This is a genomic window from Adhaeribacter swui, from assembly GCF_014217805.1.
GTDB lineage: Bacteria > Bacteroidota > Bacteroidia > Cytophagales > Hymenobacteraceae > Adhaeribacter > Adhaeribacter swui.
The window spans coordinates 4077461-4093705 of sequence record NZ_CP055156.1; the positions used below are offsets into that span (position 1 = coordinate 4077461).

General features: G+C 46.1%; 15 protein-coding genes and 1 tRNA gene. 13 read left to right on the top strand and 3 right to left on the bottom strand.

The genetic code is table 11. The annotated features are described in order from the left end of the window. Window positions 1-3: 3 nt before the first annotated feature. From HUW51_RS17135 to HUW51_RS17190, 12 genes are all read left to right on the top strand, one after another. On the top strand, window positions 4-378 hold the full coding sequence (locus tag HUW51_RS17135) for a hypothetical protein (RefSeq protein ID WP_185270844.1): 375 nt from the start codon (window positions 4-6) through the stop codon (window positions 376-378). Next, window positions 341-877 carry a hypothetical protein gene (locus HUW51_RS17140; protein ID WP_185270845.1) on the top strand — a complete coding sequence of 179 codons (537 nt, stop codon included), beginning with the start codon at window positions 341-343 and terminating at the stop codon, window positions 875-877. Before HUW51_RS17135 ends, HUW51_RS17140 begins: the two co-directional genes overlap by 38 nt. Before the next feature lie 465 nt (window positions 878-1342). Continuing rightward, entirely contained in the window at window positions 1343-1621 is a 279-nt protein-coding gene (locus HUW51_RS17145; RefSeq protein WP_185270846.1) for a hypothetical protein, read from the top strand. 14 nt (window positions 1622-1635) lie between these two features. Then, window positions 1636-2037 carry a hypothetical protein gene (locus tag HUW51_RS17150; protein ID WP_185270847.1) on the top strand — a complete coding sequence of 134 codons (402 nt, stop codon included), beginning with the start codon at window positions 1636-1638 and terminating at the stop codon, window positions 2035-2037. A gap of 127 nt (window positions 2038-2164) precedes the next feature. Continuing rightward, a complete protein-coding gene (locus tag HUW51_RS17155; protein WP_185270848.1) occupies window positions 2165-2971 on the top strand; it encodes a hypothetical protein in 807 nt (268 codons plus the stop codon). Next, entirely contained in the window at window positions 2971-3504 is a 534-nt protein-coding gene (locus HUW51_RS17160) for a hypothetical protein (RefSeq protein ID WP_185270849.1), read from the top strand. Before HUW51_RS17155 ends, HUW51_RS17160 begins: the two co-directional genes overlap by 1 nt. Next, the gene (locus tag HUW51_RS17165; protein ID WP_185270850.1) at window positions 3504-5528 is read left to right on the top strand and encodes a SprB repeat-containing protein; all 2025 of its coding nucleotides are present in this window, start codon (window positions 3504-3506) and stop codon (window positions 5526-5528) included. The genes HUW51_RS17160 and HUW51_RS17165 overlap by 1 nt, the downstream gene beginning before the upstream one ends. After that, entirely contained in the window at window positions 5522-6961 is a 1440-nt protein-coding gene (locus HUW51_RS17170; RefSeq protein ID WP_185270851.1) for a hypothetical protein, read from the top strand. The genes HUW51_RS17165 and HUW51_RS17170 overlap by 7 nt, the downstream gene beginning before the upstream one ends. Window positions 6962-6963: 2 nt before the next feature. Continuing rightward, window positions 6964-7398, top strand: a complete 435-nt coding sequence (locus HUW51_RS17175; RefSeq protein WP_185270852.1) for a hypothetical protein — start codon at window positions 6964-6966, stop codon at window positions 7396-7398. After that, window positions 7399-10362 (top strand): phage tail tape measure protein, encoded by a 2964-nt coding sequence (locus HUW51_RS17180; RefSeq protein WP_185270853.1) that lies wholly within the window; start codon window positions 7399-7401, stop codon window positions 10360-10362. It begins immediately after the preceding gene. A gap of 81 nt (window positions 10363-10443) precedes the next feature. Continuing rightward, entirely contained in the window at window positions 10444-11796 is a 1353-nt protein-coding gene (locus HUW51_RS17185; protein ID WP_185270854.1) for an alginate lyase family protein, read from the top strand. Between the two features lie 87 nt (window positions 11797-11883). Further along, the gene (locus tag HUW51_RS17190) at window positions 11884-12297 is read left to right on the top strand and encodes a hypothetical protein (RefSeq protein ID WP_185270855.1); all 414 of its coding nucleotides are present in this window, start codon (window positions 11884-11886) and stop codon (window positions 12295-12297) included. Between the two features lie 31 nt (window positions 12298-12328). Here the strand turns inward: HUW51_RS17190 and HUW51_RS17195 are convergent, their stop codons facing one another. The 3 genes from HUW51_RS17195 to HUW51_RS17205 all read right to left on the bottom strand — a co-directional run bounded on the left by HUW51_RS17195 (window position 12329) and on the right by HUW51_RS17205 (window position 15700). Further along, window positions 12329-13657, bottom strand: a complete 1329-nt coding sequence (locus HUW51_RS17195) for a tyrosine-type recombinase/integrase (protein WP_185270856.1) — start codon at window positions 13655-13657, stop codon at window positions 12329-12331. A gap of 81 nt (window positions 13658-13738) precedes the next feature. Further along, window positions 13739-13812 (bottom strand) — tRNA-Pro (locus tag HUW51_RS17200). A 103-nt stretch (window positions 13813-13915) separates the two neighbouring features. Beyond that, entirely contained in the window at window positions 13916-15700 is a 1785-nt protein-coding gene (locus HUW51_RS17205; protein WP_185270857.1) for an ABC transporter ATP-binding protein, read from the bottom strand. Between the two features lie 340 nt (window positions 15701-16040). On the opposite strand from HUW51_RS17205, the gene HUW51_RS17210 reads away from it, so the two are divergent. Next, window positions 16041-16208: a hypothetical protein gene (locus tag HUW51_RS17210; RefSeq protein WP_185270858.1), complete on the top strand. Its 168-nt coding sequence runs from the start codon at window positions 16041-16043 to the stop codon at window positions 16206-16208. Window positions 16209-16245 lie beyond the last annotated feature (37 nt).

The window sequence follows — 16245 nt, forward strand, 5'->3', positions numbered from 1 at the left end:
ACCATGCTCGCGATTTTATTACAAGTGGAACCGGCTATCTGGTCCAAACTCGGGGAGGCTGGTGTTCTGGTACTCGCCATGGCTGCTGCTATTTATTGGTTAGTTCGAAAATTAGATAAATCGGAAATCAAGTGTGACCAGCTCAATGCTTACATCCAGTCGATGGCCGAGAAAAACATTACCACCCTCAAAGATGTGCAGGTGATGATGGAGAAAGTATTTGATAACCAGGTAAACGGCGATGCTGCCATCAAGCACGAGATCTTGGAGCAGAATATTGCTTTGCAGAACAATTTAAAAGATTACATCAAAGATTTATTAGATCATACCAATCATAAAAATGAACAAGTTAATTCAAAACTGGCTGTTGGCAATTAAAAAGCATTGGCGCAAACCAATGGTTTCTATTCCTTTCTTACTTATTCTTTGCTTAACCGTGCAGTTCTGGTTTAGAACCCCTTCGGTACCAGAAGTAAAAAAGGTAACTAAAACCAGAGTAGTCACCAAAAAGAAAGCAGCTCCGGTAGTAAAGCTTGAGCAGCTGCCGGATAAACCCAAAAAGCTGGAGGTCTATACCAAGCCGGACACGGTTCGGCGTCAGGCCATGGAAAAGGGAACGCTGGTAAGTGGCGTGAAGCTTCAGAATAAAAAGCTAGTAGTACACCGAATCTCGCCCAAGGGAATAACTGAAGTCAGTACCTTCACCGCTAAAGATTTACCATCGCTGGCCATCGCCATAGATTCAGCTGGCCAGGTGAATGTGCAACTGGATCCGAAGGAAGCTCGCCGGCAGCGCCGTAAAAGAGTGTGGCGCAAAATTGGCAATGGGGTTGTAGTGGTTGCTGCTTTTGTGGCGGGGGTACTGCTGGTTAATTAAGTTTTTTAATGCCATATTGTTGAAATAAGGGTGGCACCCAGAAATTTATTGTTAAGCGCTATAAGGTCACGGAGTCAACGTTAAGCAACTGGATTAAAAAATAAAATGGTTAGAATTTTGATTTTAAGTTGATTTTTTTGCTCCTTTGAAATGCGAACTAATTAGTGGAACAGATGCCACTTGAAAACTATCTGTAAAGTTTAAGGTGGCAATTGTATTTTATAGGAAAGACGTTTCTATAACGATAGCATTGCCCGTAAGGAAGGAGTGGGTTCCCAGTAATGGCCCAGATTAAACCACTAGTTTAGTTCGCAGCTCCGACTCCTTACGGGCAATGTGCTTTAAAAACATTACCATGCGAACTAAACAAAACACCTCCACAAAAATCCTAGCCCCACTTGGCAATTGGCATTTATTTCCTAAAGAGAAATTTAGAACAGTTCACGCTCAGCAATCCATTGTATCATGAGCATCTCGGTCAAAAATGAAAATGGCCAGGTGATCATTACCATTAAGGATCAGCCGCAGCTCACTGAACAGACCCTCGGCGCTTTAGTAGAATTTATTGACCAGGTAGAAGACCCCAATTATCTTTTAAATTATTTAGCTAATTTGGAAGCTACCGCTCTTATTTATGATCCATCGAGTCGGGATAAATGGGAGAAAGAATTTGATTTAATGCAGTACCTCCGCGATTTTTTAACGGTGATACGGAGGCATCAGGATCCTAGTACTAGTTTATAAATAGTTTAATATTAATGGAAACAAAAGATTATTTACCTCTAGCCACTGCTTTTGTAGCTTTAATCGCCATCTTTTCTTCTTATTATTTGCTGTCTAAACAGATTTTAAAAAATAAGCGATCAGCATGGATTGAAGATTTTAGAAAGGAAATAGCTAATTATTATACTTTGGCAATTTCAATAAAGCGTGATTCCAGTGATGATGATTTAATAAAGATTACAAATAGTTCTGTACTTATAATAATGCTATTAGATATTAAAAGGCCCAAACAAAAAGCCTTTGAAACATTTATTGCTTCCACTACTAGTTACGTGATTAATCATGATTATAAAGGATTTGATGATTTGGCAAAAACATTAAAAAAAGTCCTAGATGATGCTAGATCAATAATTGATGACGAATTTAAAAGATTATAGTGCTTTAAAAACTGCGGCTAATATCAGCCGCAGTTTTTAATACTTATCTTCTATACCCCTTCTATTCATTTATGTCCTTTCTATAGGTTAGCGCCCTGCTGAACTTCGCATAGTAATCTCCCTTACTATGCACTTGGTAGAATTAAAATACGAGAATAAGCACCTTAAAAAGCAAGTTCCGGCTTCCTGGAACGAACTCACCAGCAAGCAGCTGCTCCGGGTGGTGACCGCATTACTCACCATTCGTAATAAATCGCAGCTAAAATTTAACCTGGTTGAAATCCTGCTGCAGGTAAAAACTTCTTTTTTGATCCTCTGCTCCGATGAGCAGCTGGTAAACCTAATCCGGCTCACCCGGTTTGTCACTTCTGGCGGTTTGCTAACCAAGCAATTGCTGCCAGTAGTTTCGGTAGGCAAATGGCGCAAGTTTTACGGTCCAGCCTCTAACTTCCGGAACCTGCTCTTTTTAGAGTTCATCTTTGCCGACACCTACTTCATTGCCTGGTCAAAAAAACAAAACGAGGAGCTGCTGAATAAATTCATAGCCTGCCTATACCGGGAACGCACCTGGTTCCACTTTGTCAAGAAAAACCTGGCCAGCTACACCGGCGATAATCGCCAGGCTTTTAACTCGCACCTGGTCGCCGATCGGGCTCAGCATATTTCTAAACTGCCTCCGGAAGTAAAGCAAGCCATTGTGCTCTGGTACCGGGGCTGCCGGCAGGAGCTGGAGAAAAACTTCCCACTGGTTTTTTCTGGCGATAACCAGGATAAAGCCCAGAAAAGTGGCTGGGATGATGTGTTGCGGCACATTGCCGGCAACGTCCACCAGGTAGAGGCTACTGGCCAGGCGATGGCCCGGAATGTTTTTGCCTTTATGGAAGATAAGCTGGATCAAGCGGAACAAGCACGAAACAAAAACCAAAGATTCTAATGAGAATAAAAGAATACACCACTCTCTTTCGGGAGCTGGCCAGCCGGCACGTGGATATCCGGCATACGGATAAAGAATGCCGGTTTATGCGAGCAACCTTAAGTGCAGATGGGCTAGGCCGCCACCTGGATTTAAAAGAATTGTATGATAGTCTCCGGACGAAATTAAAGTCAGGGTATTTTCTGGTGCTCCAATCTTATGAGATCGATTTCGAGGACAATGTTTCCGACAACCTGAAGAAAATATTTCATGGAGCCATTATCGTACTTGGCAAAGCTAAAACCGGCGATTACGACGGGCAGGAAGAAGTGCTCGATCGCACGGAGGAAATCGGCGAAGACATTATGGGAGCCGTGCTGCACCGGTGGCAAACGGATTTTACCCCGCCCATTAAAGTGATATCCGCCCGGGATATTACCTCCGAGAAAGTTGGGCCTGTAGGCGACAATTTTTTTGGTACCCGCTTTAATTTTTCTTTTTCGGAAGCTGCTAATGGAGCTTTAAAACACAAACCTTCTAAATTCTTAAATTAATGGCCAATAAAGCTTCCTTAACTTTTAGTTTTCGACATAATAGCCTGCAAGTAGGCCAATACGTGGAGTTGCGGTTGTTTGGTAATGTGGTCCGCTTTACGGGAGCCACCGTTACCGACACTGCCAACCGCCAATTTAAAGTAACCTCCGGCGCCGGACCGGCCGCCATTGCTTTGCAGCAAATCATTCAGGATTACATTGCGGCCAGTGGTGCGGGCAAGTACACGGTAGAATATTTTCAGGAAGGAGATGGGCCAAGCTCCGAAAACCCCGATGGTTATTGGATTTATATTTTTGTGGTTCAAGCCACGGAGCTGGGTTCGGCTTACAACTTCACCGGCAGCACCGTTTCCGGTACAACCTGGGTGATCGGCTACACCGATTCCCGTGCCGAATTTTTATCGGCCACTTATACAACTAGCCTGGTAAAATGCTTTAGTGGCAGCTCCGGTGCCATTGCTGTTACCGTTACGGGCGGAGAAGGACCTTTTACCTTTTTGTGGGCCGATGGTCCTACCACTAAAGATCGCGACTTATTGCCTGCCGGCACTTATCAACTTTTAATTAAAGATGGTACCGGCCAGGATTATTCTTTAACGGCGGAGGTAGGCCAAAACCCTCGGATCGAAGTCCAGGTGATTAAAGGTGATGGCACCTTAGCACTAAATGTTTCGGGAGGCGTAGCGCCTTACACCTATTTGTGGGAAGACGGCAGCACCGGATCCTCCCGGGAGAATGTTAGTTACGGGGAGTACTCCTGTATCGTAACTGATTCTTTAGGGTGCCAGGTAGAGGTGCCGATTAATTTTGATAAAGAACGTTTTTTCTTTTCCCGCAATCCGGTTACCCTGGAGCTGGAGGCCGATGAGCTGGAGTTAAAACCAAACCTGACCTTCTTGTGCGAAGTCTGGCTGGAAAAAGTTTATCTATCCGGTAACTTCGAAAAAATAACCGAGGATCCTTTGGAGCACCCGGCCGACAGCGATGGTAAAACCATTTTTAACGTGCGCCGGCTTCTGGATGCGTACCTGGAGCCGCACTTTCCGGAGTTTAAACAGAACACGATTAGCCGGGCCGATAGTTGTTTTAAACGCTTTTACCTGAAGCACACCGAGAAGTTTGGCAACCCTCCGGTACCTTCTTCCTTTAGCCAAATAGACTACCGGTACGTGTTGATCGGTGGCCTGGACTGGCCGGAGCATTACGCGCAAACCTATTTTGAAAGCTATTTGCCCCAGCGCCAGCCTTTCTTTACCTGGGATTTACCTACTAAGGCCGTGTTCCCGGATCAACCGGAATACCTGTACTTTATGCCCCTGAGTATGCTGACTACCAGCTTCACGGTTAAGGCTAAAGTAAATTACCGGGGCGAAGCGCCTGTCACCTACGATTTATTTACCCAGGAAAACATCAACCGATTTGAGTTGTACTGCGTGCCAGCCGGCCATGACTTGCTGGATTTAGCGGGTAAAAGGCCTGGCAGTACTATCCTGGGCTGGGATATCTACGTGGTAGATCAGGCCGGCACCCAGATTTCCGAAACCCGGCGCTACGAATTGGACCAGCGCTATTTTCGCCAAAAACGCTACTTGTTGTACACTAACAGCATTGGCGGCATCAATACCATTGCGGCTCTCGGCGAAGGCAAAAGTAAGCTGGATCCGGATGTGCAGCAGCTCGAACGCATTATTACGCCGGACTTTAATCCGGCCCGGGGCGAAGTGGCCATCACGGATAAATACTTGAAGCCCTCCCTGGAGCTTACTACCGGTTACCGGACCCGGAAGGAAATAGCCAGTTTAACGGATTTTGTGCTCGCCCGGGAGGCCCGGCTCTTTGGCCGTGATCGGTACCAGGCCGGGACTTTCGTTGCTAAAAACGTGGTGCTGGATGATGAAAGCGAAGACTTTAATTACATCGATTTTGAGTTTATGCTGGCCAAGCAATACAACTACACGCCGCAGCTAAAGCTGGCCGGCTACCTGGATGAGACGCCCACCACTGACCCGCGCGAACCATGGTAGGATACCGGATAAATAAAACCTGGCTGGATTTACCTCCGGACTTGAGCGTGCAAATGGAAATCTATAATCCGCTGTTTCAAACAGATTACATTCCCGGCTCGCTCACGTACCCGTTTAATTTGCCGGCCGACAGCAAACTCAATCAGCGGGAGCTTTCCTTCCCGGGAGAGCTGGCGGTGAGCCGCTACAGTAAGAAGTTTTTCTCGGCGCAAATGTATTTAATGGATCAGCTCTGGCGGGTAGGAAAACTCAATGTGCTGAAAAAAGTTAAAGATTACAGCGTCAATTTTCAAACCGATATCGGCGACATCGAGAGCCGGTTGAAAGAAGACAATCTGCGGGACTTGAATCTGGGTACCGCTCCCCTGAGCATGCAGCCGGCTGATATTTATCCGGGTAGTTTGTACGCCTTATTTCCGCTGAAAAATCCGGGTTTTTACGACGGTAAAAAAGAAACTTTTGGCAAGTACCTGAATTATTACGCGGATGGTTTTCCAGTAGCTAGTGGCATTCATACCCAAACGCCTTTTCCTTACCTGGTGCACGTGCTGTACCAGGTAATGGCGCATTATGGCTACCGCATTCAGGGAGCCTGGCTGGAAGAAGAGTCTACCCGGCGTCTGGTGATCTATAATAACCAGGTTCCTGCTGGTGCTCCTTTCCCGATCAACCGGCACGTTCCGGATATGAAGGTAAACGAGTTTTTGCGGGCGGTTCGGTCGCTGCTGGGCTTGGGATTTATTTTTAATACCACCGCCAAAATAATGCAAGTGGTTAAGCTTAAGGATGTACTCCGGAGCACCGCTTACGTGGACTGGACCTCGCGTGCCAAGCCCTCTTACGAGTGGGAACCGAATCTCACCAATGGCTTTACGCTCAAGCAAGAGCCGGATGGCAGTGATGAAATTTATAAAACGCAGCCATCTGGCTTTGGTACTTTCAAAGTAGGAGCGGCCAAAGAAGAAATTACTTACCCGGCCGGCACCTTGCCTACCCTTTTTCAAGCCGATGAATTAAATACTTCCCGGCAGTGGCTCGTGCCCCAGGCTAATCAAAAAGGGAGTACCCTGGAGATGGATATCGGGGAAAATAAATTTGCGCTACGCCTGCTTTCTTACGCCGGCATGCAGCCTGACTCCCAAGGCAACTTATATCCGCAGGGTACCAACGCGCCGCTGGTCTGGGATGGTCCGGATGGGCTTTACAACCAGGCGCACAAAGAATGGATCGAGTTTCGCGGCACGACGGAGTTGGTGGAAGCCAAGATCAATTTTACGATCGAAGATTTGCTGCGACTCAAACCCGATTTAAAAGCCATGATTCGCTACGAAGATGGTACCATCAAAGCGCTGTGGGAAAAAATCACGCTCGGCATTAACAACAAAACCGGCATCCAGGAAGCCAAAGTCTCCTTGTTTAAAGTGCCATTTTAAGTATGAAAACACAAAAACAAACGGCCGAAGAGTGGCTCGTTTTCGCGATTGAAAACTGGAAGAAAGAGCTCACTCGTTTACGAGCCCGCGATACCGATGAGCTTTTTAACAGCTTCCACGGCAACGTGATCGAGCAGGCGGGAGGCGAACGGATTAAAGTCGAGATTGCCTACGCCTGGTACGGCCAGATGGTCGATATGGGAGTGGGCCGGGGTACCCGTTCCGGCGAGCAAAAGGACCAGGCCACCGAGCGTAAGTTGATCGGCCGCTACAAAGGCAACCGACGCCAGGCTAAAAAATGGTACAGCGGCAAAAACCGCAACAGTATTGGCTACCAGACTTCGCGCCTGGGGCAGCTGATGCAAGAAATAATGGTAATGGCCGCCACCGAGAAAGTGGCCGGCAGCAAAAATCAAAAAATTGTAGTGAATTTTTAAATGGCAACGACAAAAGAACAACGCATCGTTGAAATTATTATCAACGGGCAGCAGGCCAATGCTTCCTTAAAAGAAATGAACGCGGCCGCCGCCGTGATGTGGAACCAGCTGCAGAAAATGGGCAAGGATGATCCCGGCCGGGCGCAACTCAAAAAGGATTTCCAGCAGCTCAAAGAAAATATTAAAGATACCAAGGATGAAATGCTTGGCCTGGAGAAAAACTCCCTGATGGCCAAACTTGGTTTAAACGGCGTTACCTCCGCTACCGGTTTGCTGAAGGCTGGATTTCAAGCGGCCGTGGCGGCATTTCTGCCTTTGTTGGCGCTGGACGGTTTAATCGAGTTAGCGAAGGGGTTTCTGGGTTTAGTGGACCACGTCGATGAGGTCCGGGGTAGTATTTCCAGTTTGACCGGCGAGCAGGGAGCGGCGCTCGATGGCTTATACGTGCAGGTGGAAGCCATCTCCAAAACTTTTGATAAAGACTGGAACGAGGTGATGCGGGCCGGCAACGTGGTGGCCAAAGAGTTCGGTATTTCTAACGAGCAGGCCTTTGAGTTAATTGAAAAAGGAATCCTGGCCGGAGCTGATGCGAACGGTGATTTCCTGGAACAGCTATCCGAGTACTCCACCCAATTTGCCACGGCCGGCGCTTCCGCCGAAGACTTTGTGGCGGTTTTAGCCAAGGGTGCCAATGAAGGTATTTTCTCCGATAAAGCGGCCGATACCGTGAAAGAATTTGGCCTCCGGATCCGGGAGCAAACCAAAGCTACCGGCGAGGCTCTGGATGCCGCATTTGGCCAGGCTTTTACCGATAAAATTTTTAAAGGTATTAATGACGGTAGTATGACTACCGTCGAAGCGCTGAAGCTGGTGAGTACCGAAATGAACAACACTACTATTCCGGCCAGTGCTTTGCAAACGGTAGTAGCGGACGTTTTTGGTGGACCTGGTGAAGATGCGGGTATCGAGTTTTTGAAAAGCCTGAAAGATCTGGGTGGCGAAATTGACTCCATGATCGATAAAAATAATATTCTTACTTCCGCGCAGATTGATCAACTGGATGCCGAGAAGCAACTGGCGGCCGCGCAGGCAGCCCTTGGTGCTACTTTCTCCGGTACCGGATCCACCATCGATTGGTTAATGACGGTTACCAAAGCCTGGCTTTTAAATGCCGTAGCTTGGGCCATTAATGACATGAAAGGCCTCCGGAATGCCGTAGTGGGTGTTTGGGATGCCATCAAAAGTTTAGGATCCAGCTTCGGCGCGATGTGGGATGCTTTTAAAAATGGTGATTTCTCCGGAATTAAAAAGGCTTTTTCGGATATGGGTACCAATGCTTCCAAAGCCTACCGGGAAGGCTATAACCATTATGATAAAATTGCGGCCGAAGACAAACTAAAATTAGAAAAGCAGGAGCACGAAAAATCGGCCAAGCAGGCGGAGGAGCTTCGAAAAGATCAGGCAGAAAAAACCAGGAAGGAGAAAGAAAAAGAAGCCGACAAAGCGGCCAAAGAAGCTGAACGGAAATTAAAAGAGCAACGCGCCAAGGAAAAGCAGGCCCGGGAGCAATTTGAAAAAGAAGAAGAAAAGGCGGCGCTGGAGCTGGCTAAACTTAAGATTGATGTCATGGCCGATGGCCTGGATAAAACGCTGGCCAAACTTCGCTTAGCCAATGAGCTGGAGCTGAAGGAAATGGAAAAGCACCGGGATAAAGTGGTAAAAAGTGCGGTCACTACCCAGGCAGAAAAAGATGCGGCCATTGCCCGGTTTGAAGAGCAGAAAACAGCCAAAGCTCAGGAGCTGGCTAACCAGGAAGCCGCAGCGCGTAAAAAAGATGAAGATCTGCAGAAAAGTAAAAATCAGAAGTCGAAAGATGAGCAGCTGAAAGAACTGGATGAAAAAGCTGTTATAGCGGCCGAGAGTATTGAAAATGAGTACCTGCAAAAACAGGCAGCGCTGGATGGCCAGGTGGTCCGGACGATTGAAGCCGAACAGATTCGGGATATGGCATTGTTGGAACAAAAGAACGCCACGGCAGCTGCTAAACTTGCCGCATTGGAAGCCGCTGGCCAAGGGGAATCAGCGCAGGCCTTAAAGTTAAAAAATGAAGTCTTGCGCCACGATTCCGAGCGCACCGCGAAAATGCGTGACAATGAGGAAAAGCTTACCAAAGTAAAAAGTGACCTGGCCCGCATGCAGATCGGCAAAGCGCAGGAGGCTATCCAGACCGGTATTGATTTGTTGGGCAAAGATACGGCTGCCCGGAAAGTGGCTGTAACCGCGCACAAAGCTTTTAGCTTAGGTAAAATTGCGGTAGATCTTCGGGAAGAAATCCAGGCCATCTGGAAGCACGCCAACCAAAACCCCATGAACGCCTTAATTCCCGGATCCGGTAACATTATTGCCGGCGTGCAAACGGCACTGGCAATTGGCCGGGCTGTAAAGAGTACCAAAGAAGTTACTGCACAGCAATTTTACGCCGGTGGTATGACCAAAAAAGATGGCAATCCGGCCCTTATTAAAATGATGGAGCGCAATGGTATCTGGGAAATGGCCAGTGGCCAGAGTGGCGGCAGTATCGGGGCTTTTGCGGAAGGAGGCATGGTAAATGAAGCCCGCCTCGGGCTGATCGGGGAGAAAGGAGCGGAGCTCGTGATTCCGAACTGGATGATCAAGTCGCCCAAATATGCCAATACAGTAGCCTACCTGGAGGCGGAGCGCCAAAAAGGCGTAACGGCTTTTGCCACCGGTGGCCCAACCTCGGAAACTTCCCTGCCGGCACCGCGTCCAGTGGAAGAAAACCAGGGCTATACTCCTTACGAACAAGCCATGCTCAGCCGTTTGGATTCACTTACTGATGAAATTAAGGCCTGGCCTACCAAGCTGCAGGTTTATAATGATGTGGGGCAAACGCAGGAAAAGCTGGAGCTTTTAAATGAAATTCGGGAAATGTCACGCGGGTAAGTTTTGTCCTTTCTGCCGGCAGTTCTTTCATGATTTTTGGATTCTGAAACATTCACTAACCATTTAATCATTTAAGAACCAATGGATTTAAAAAGTATTTTAGCCATCATTGTGGCCTTTTTCACCGGCAAATCAGACCAGGAAAAAGCGGAAGTGGCCAAGCAAATTCAGGATACCCTCCAGGAGCAACTTAAGCCGCAACCGCCCAAAGTAGTGCCTCAGCCACCGGTAACCCCCGAGCCTAAGCCCGAGCCACCGAAAGCCCCAACTGGCCAAATTAGTGGTTTAACCACTAACCCCAACCGCTTAAACAGTAACAAAGAGGCGGCCAAAAAAGGGGACAAGTTAATGCAGAAAGCCATTAACAATGTTATCAAACTAGGTCAGGATTGGCTGAATCAAAAAGTGAGTTACGTAACGGAAAAGACCAAGCTTATCCCGGGCGTAAAAGACAGCTTGCATTATTTTATGTCAATGGCCCCTTATTGGCATTTAATTAAAGGCGAGTGGGTAAGGAAAGATGCACAAGCGAACGGCATTTCAGAAGCTATCGGGGACGTTACCAGGTTGCAAAAACAATTAATGCCGGCCGTAGAAAATTTATCCAAAGCCTACGTGGCCACCGATGACCAAAACTTAAAAGATAAGTTTGCTAAACGAGTAATTGATATCTGCACCAGCTTTTTCCTGGATAGTAAAACGGGTATGATGCCAAGTTTTATTTACGCGAACGCTGTACCAGGTCAAGTAAGAGTGGAAAGTGCTGTTGAGGGACGTCCCTTTATTATAGTGGCTAATTGGCTGTTATTTTTACAGGATAGTAAATTTTATACAGAAGCTTTCCGGAAAGGCATGCAGAAATGGTTTGCCGATTTAGCCTACTGGTTAGAATTTAGTGCCACTGGCAAAAAAGCCAATGAAGAAACTGTTGGTAATATTGCTTCGATTTACGAAGCTCAGCTGGTAGCATTTAATGCTTTTGGAGGCAACATGGATTACGCTGCCAAAAGGCGCGCAAAGGCAATTGCCAGACTATTCCACGATATAGCGCCAGACGGCGGGCTGCCGGAGGAAAAGAAAAGGGTAAAAGCTTTTATGTATCACTGTAAAGCCATCGATGCCATTTATCTATGTGCCCGGATTTACAACAGCTTGGGGCAAGGAATCTGGTATGAAGAGCGGAGTGGTAAAATGCCTTTGTTAGAAGTTATCCGCTACATGCTGCCGTACTTCATGGGTAAAAAACGTTTTAATAATAGCGAGAAAATAACTTACTCTTATTTTGTTCAACCGCTTAGAACCGCATTGTTGGTATACGAGAAGTATTTAACCCAGCAGGAAAAGAAGGATATAAATACGATTCTGGAAAAAAACGATCCTATCAGAGACGGTGCCCCAGACTTATTTGATGAACCTTTCCTGGATTGGCGCTAAGCAGCTTATTTCTTGTCCTTTCTGCCGGCTAGTTTTTCTGGATTTTTAAATCCTCAAACATTCACTATTAAACTTTTAAAAAAAACAATGAAACACCTTATTGCCATTTTGTGTAGCCTGAGCTTAATGCTCTGCCTACACCTTCCCGGGCACAGCTCACCGGTGAAAATCGAAAAAGAAAAGCTGAGTTACCAGGTAAAGCCTGCCGTGGCCACCACGACCATGGCAGAAGTAAATTTTTTAACCGTGGCCTTCCAACCGCAAGTAACGGCACCAGCCTCGCACCTGGTGATTTGCAAGTCTGGCCAGGAGCAACGCTTAGTAATTCCGGATCAGCGAACCAGGAATGTTCGAAGTTTCACTGCATTTATTCCCCTTCGAAAGCTCCGAAATTATTTAGCCACCATTTACAAGCCGCATATTCGGAAGCGATGGCAAGGAGTGGATCCTTACTACCGTTACACTAATGCAAAGCGCTACCATAGTCGGTTAGTCTGTTAATTAGGCAACTTCCAAAAAAAAAGCCAACGATTTATAAGTCGTTGGCTTTTTTGTTTTCGGGATCTTCTCCGCCGAACTTCGGAAAATTTATAATAGGATCTTCATCTTGGAGCAAGCCTAAAGCCCGCAGGTAAGTATCAGTTTGGGCGCTGGTTTTATGCCGGTTTTGCCGCTGGACCGCTTTTAAATCCTTGGTGGCATTGTAAAGGTTTATGTTGCCGGTGTGCTTATAACCGTACAAACTATAATCCGGCTCGGTAATACCAACCAGTTCTAAAATTTTAGCGTGATTTCGCGGGAAATAATTAATGCCCACCGGCTCTGGTCCGGGCTTCCCTTTTAAAGTAAATATATAATAATGGGGAGGGTACTCCCGGTAGTTATTTTCTTGAATGATTAACTCCAGCTCCGGAGGAATACCTACGTGCGCACCGGTGGCATTTTTAGCCCGACTAGCTGGAAAGAAGATTGTTTTGGCGCGGATATCTTTTACTTGTAAAAGGCGCACTTCTTTGCCCGGCCGTCCAAAAGTATAGTAGAGAAACTGCACAAATGTAAGCAGCTGGTGCGCTTTTTTCTCCAGCATTTTGGCCTTGATTAGTTGGATTTGTTTATTAGTAAAGGGCGTGTGTTGGTTAGTTTCAGTGTTCTTTTTGTTAAATCTTGCTAATGGATTCTGATGAACGGCTAATAAGCTCCGGTCAATAAAAAAATTATAGAAGGTGGCAAAGTAAGTCAGGTAATTATTAAATGTTTTGTTGCTGACTCCTTTCTTTTTTTCACCTTTAAATTTTACTTCTTTCTCGTTTTTGAGGTAATCAAAAAAGGCATTGGCAACGTGCACGTTGAACTCAATAAAAATTAAATTAAGCCAGTTCTTCCCATCTTCTTTTTCTTTTTGTTCAAACCACTCAAAAAGCGCTCGGAATAAGGAATTATACCCTTTCTGGGTACCTGGTAGAATAGAGCTGAAGTAAACTTCTTTAAAGTAAACAAAACCATCGAGCAGCGTTCTTCTAGTAACGTCAAATGGCAGGTGGGCATTTGCCGGATCGGATTCAACTTCCTCCTCCAGCTCCGCACCTGGTTTATTAATAATGTAATCGTTGGCCAGGAGGGTATTGATATCTTCAGCGAGTTTCTTGCCAATGGACTTCCGGTCGTTGATGGTTTTGGCAGCATTTATTTCACCTTCTTTGCGCTGGCGTTCGAGCTTGCCGGTAACTTCGGAGTAAATGTAGTACACCACGTACCAGCTGCGGGAAAGGTCCGGATTGCCGGCAGAATTTTTTGAAATTACGAGTCTGGCCGGTCGATATTGGTAGCCATTTTTGGAAGTTTTTAGATCATTTTTTGCCATAAAACTGACGGAAAAATTGACGGCGAGGGGGTTTGTAAAACAAAAAGGCCTTAAATGAGCTATTTAAGGCCTTTTTACATGTCGGAGTGGCGGGATTCGAACCCACGACCTCCAGCACCCCATGCTGGCGCGATACCAGGCTACGCTACACCCCGATAAGGAAAGATTTTCCTGATTGGTTGGCAAATAAACAAAAAGGTTTGCAAAAGATAAAATGCAAAATGCCGGAATTTTTTAAATTTTTCCGTTTCTACGAACCTAATCCTGCTCTTCGGTTTGTAATTGCCGCTCGTACAACGATTTATACAAACCTTCTTCCTGCATTAAATTCTGGTGGGTGCCGTGCTGTACAATTTCACCGTCGTCGAGCACCAAAATCTGGTCGGCCAGTTTTACCGACGAAACCCGGTGCGAGATGATAATAGACGTGCGGTTGTGCATGATGCGTTGCAAATTATTCAGGATAGCGTTTTCGGTTTTGGTATCTACGGCGCTTAGAGAGTCATCCAGAATCAGAATAGCCGGTTCCCGTACCAAAGCCCGCGCCATGGATACCCGTTGCTTTTGCCCGCCCGACAGCGTGATGCCCCGCTCGCCCAGTTTAGTATCAAATTTTTCCGGAAAACGCATGATATTTTCGTATACGTCGGCATCTTTGGCAGCCTGCGCCATTTGTTCTTCGGTCATTTTTTCGGAGCCAAAACCAATGTTGTTGCGGATGGTATCGGAGAACAAAAATACGTCCTGGGGCACGTAGCCAATCTGGCTGCGCAAGGTAGGTATATGGTAATCCCGGATGTCTACCCCGTCAATTTCAATGCGGCCATTGGTGGTATCGTAGAGCCGGCACAACAAGGCCGCCACCGTGCTTTTTCCGGAACCGGTATTGCCCAATATTGCCAAGGTTTCGCCGTGTTTTATCCGGAATGAAATGTCTTTTAACGCGTGAATGCCGGTGTCGGGATATATAAAGTTTACCTTGTCAAAAACAATATCGCCCGTAATAGTTTGCTGCACGTTACTCCGGGAAATAATCTCGGTTTTGGTTTCCAGAAACTCGTTAATGCGGCTCTGGGAGGCGGCCGCTCGTTGCACCAAACTGGTAGTCCAGCCCAGCGAAGTTACCGGCCAGGTAAGCATGTTCACGTAAATTAAAAATTCGGCAATGTTACCGGCCGTAATGCTGCCTTTAATAACTTCCTGCCCGCCCACGTACACGGTAATAATGGTACTAAGGCCAATTAAAAATAAAATTAACGGGAAGAAAAGTGAGTTTACAAAGTTTAAATCCAAAGACTTTTGTTTGTACACGTCGCTGGCCACAGTAAAATTCTGATGCGAATCGTCTTCGCGCACAAACGATTTTAAAACCCGGATACCCGAAAAAGCTTCCTGCACAAACGTAGTTATGCCCGAAAGGCTCCGCTGAATTTCGTCGGATTTACGCTCGATAATGTTATTTACGTAGTAAATGCTCACCGATAAAATCGGCAAAGGCAGCAACGTATAAAAAGTAAGCTTGGGGTTAATGTAAAACATATAAGGCACCACCAGTAAAAATAGCACCACCAGGTTAATGCCGTACATAATCGCCGGGCCTAGATACATGCGCACCCGGCTCACGTCTTCGGAAATGCGGGCCATTAAATCGCCGGTGTTGTTGCGGCGGTAAAAGCTGAGGGGCAAGGTTTGGTAGTGTGCGTAAATTTCGTTTTTCATGTCGTTCTCTACCAGCCGCGACATCACGATAATAGTTTGGCGCATGTAAAACGTAAACACGCCTTTTAATAAAGCCAGCAAAATAATCAGGCCGCCGTACAGCGTTACATTGCGGGCAAATACGTTATAAATTTCGGCTTGCTTGCTGGTGCCTTCAAACAAGTGGTATTGGTTAATGCCTTCTACAATTAAGTTAAAAGCGTAGCGCACAATCTGCGCCGGAATTATGCCGAAGATGTTGGAGATAATAATAAACAGCGTGCCCAGCAAGAGGTGCCATTTATATTTGAGTAAATATTTATTTAAGTAACGGAGTGATTTCACAGAATTGCTAAAATTTAAAAATTTTAAAATAACCCAACAGATTAAAAATCCGGAGCTATTTACGGTTGGTTTCTAGCGGGTAAAACTACCCACATGAACCATTTAAAATAAACCAGAAAAACGTTGGCAGCGCTTTCCTATATTTTGTCTGAAGCGTTCGGTTTTGCTTTAGAGCAGGTTCTGCTGCCGGATTTATTTTAAAAAATTACTGCCAACCCTGTAAATGAATAGGGGTTTTTGTAAAAAATTAAAAAACTAACCCGGGTTGCCGTACCCAGTTGCTTTACGCACTTTAGCAGAAAATGGCGGCATTTTAATGCGGTAAGTTCAACCCGTACCCGTGCGATTACCAGAAAAAAGCTTAATTTTGCACCGCTTACAGCAACAGCCGGTTTATAAACCGGTTACAAATATAAGCATCGCCTTTGGTATTCCGGTGCGCGATTTTCCGGAAACAGAAACAAGGCCGGAAGGTGAAATTAAACAAAGCCAAGCCGCTAATTTTTAAGATTACATAAGGCAAATAAAACTAAACTACCGGTAGA

What these genes read in the sequence shown, in the direction of transcription:
- HUW51_RS17165 (WP_185270850.1), top strand. Translation starts at nt 3,504, where the DNA reads ATGGCCAATAAAGCTTCCTTAACTTTTAGTTTTCGACATAATAGCCTG.
- HUW51_RS17155 (WP_185270848.1), top strand. Translation starts at nt 2,165, where the DNA reads ATGCACTTGGTAGAATTAAAATACGAGAATAAGCACCTTAAAAAGCAA.
- HUW51_RS17140 (WP_185270845.1), top strand. Translation starts at nt 341, where the DNA reads ATGAACAAGTTAATTCAAAACTGGCTGTTGGCAATTAAAAAGCATTGG.
- HUW51_RS17145 (WP_185270846.1), top strand. Translation starts at nt 1,343, where the DNA reads ATGAGCATCTCGGTCAAAAATGAAAATGGCCAGGTGATCATTACCATT.
- HUW51_RS17190 (WP_185270855.1), top strand. Translation starts at nt 11,884, where the DNA reads ATGAAACACCTTATTGCCATTTTGTGTAGCCTGAGCTTAATGCTCTGC.
- HUW51_RS17150 (WP_185270847.1), top strand. Translation starts at nt 1,636, where the DNA reads ATGGAAACAAAAGATTATTTACCTCTAGCCACTGCTTTTGTAGCTTTA.
- HUW51_RS17195 (WP_185270856.1), bottom strand. Translation starts at nt 13,657, where the DNA reads ATGGCAAAAAATGATCTAAAAACTTCCAAAAATGGCTACCAATATCGA.
- HUW51_RS17180 (WP_185270853.1), top strand. Translation starts at nt 7,399, where the DNA reads ATGGCAACGACAAAAGAACAACGCATCGTTGAAATTATTATCAACGGG.
- HUW51_RS17175 (WP_185270852.1), top strand. Translation starts at nt 6,964, where the DNA reads ATGAAAACACAAAAACAAACGGCCGAAGAGTGGCTCGTTTTCGCGATT.
- HUW51_RS17170 (WP_185270851.1), top strand. Translation starts at nt 5,522, where the DNA reads ATGGTAGGATACCGGATAAATAAAACCTGGCTGGATTTACCTCCGGAC.
- HUW51_RS17135 (WP_185270844.1), top strand. Translation starts at nt 4, where the DNA reads ATGCTCGCGATTTTATTACAAGTGGAACCGGCTATCTGGTCCAAACTC.
- HUW51_RS17185 (WP_185270854.1), top strand. Translation starts at nt 10,444, where the DNA reads ATGGATTTAAAAAGTATTTTAGCCATCATTGTGGCCTTTTTCACCGGC.
- HUW51_RS17160 (WP_185270849.1), top strand. Translation starts at nt 2,971, where the DNA reads ATGAGAATAAAAGAATACACCACTCTCTTTCGGGAGCTGGCCAGCCGG.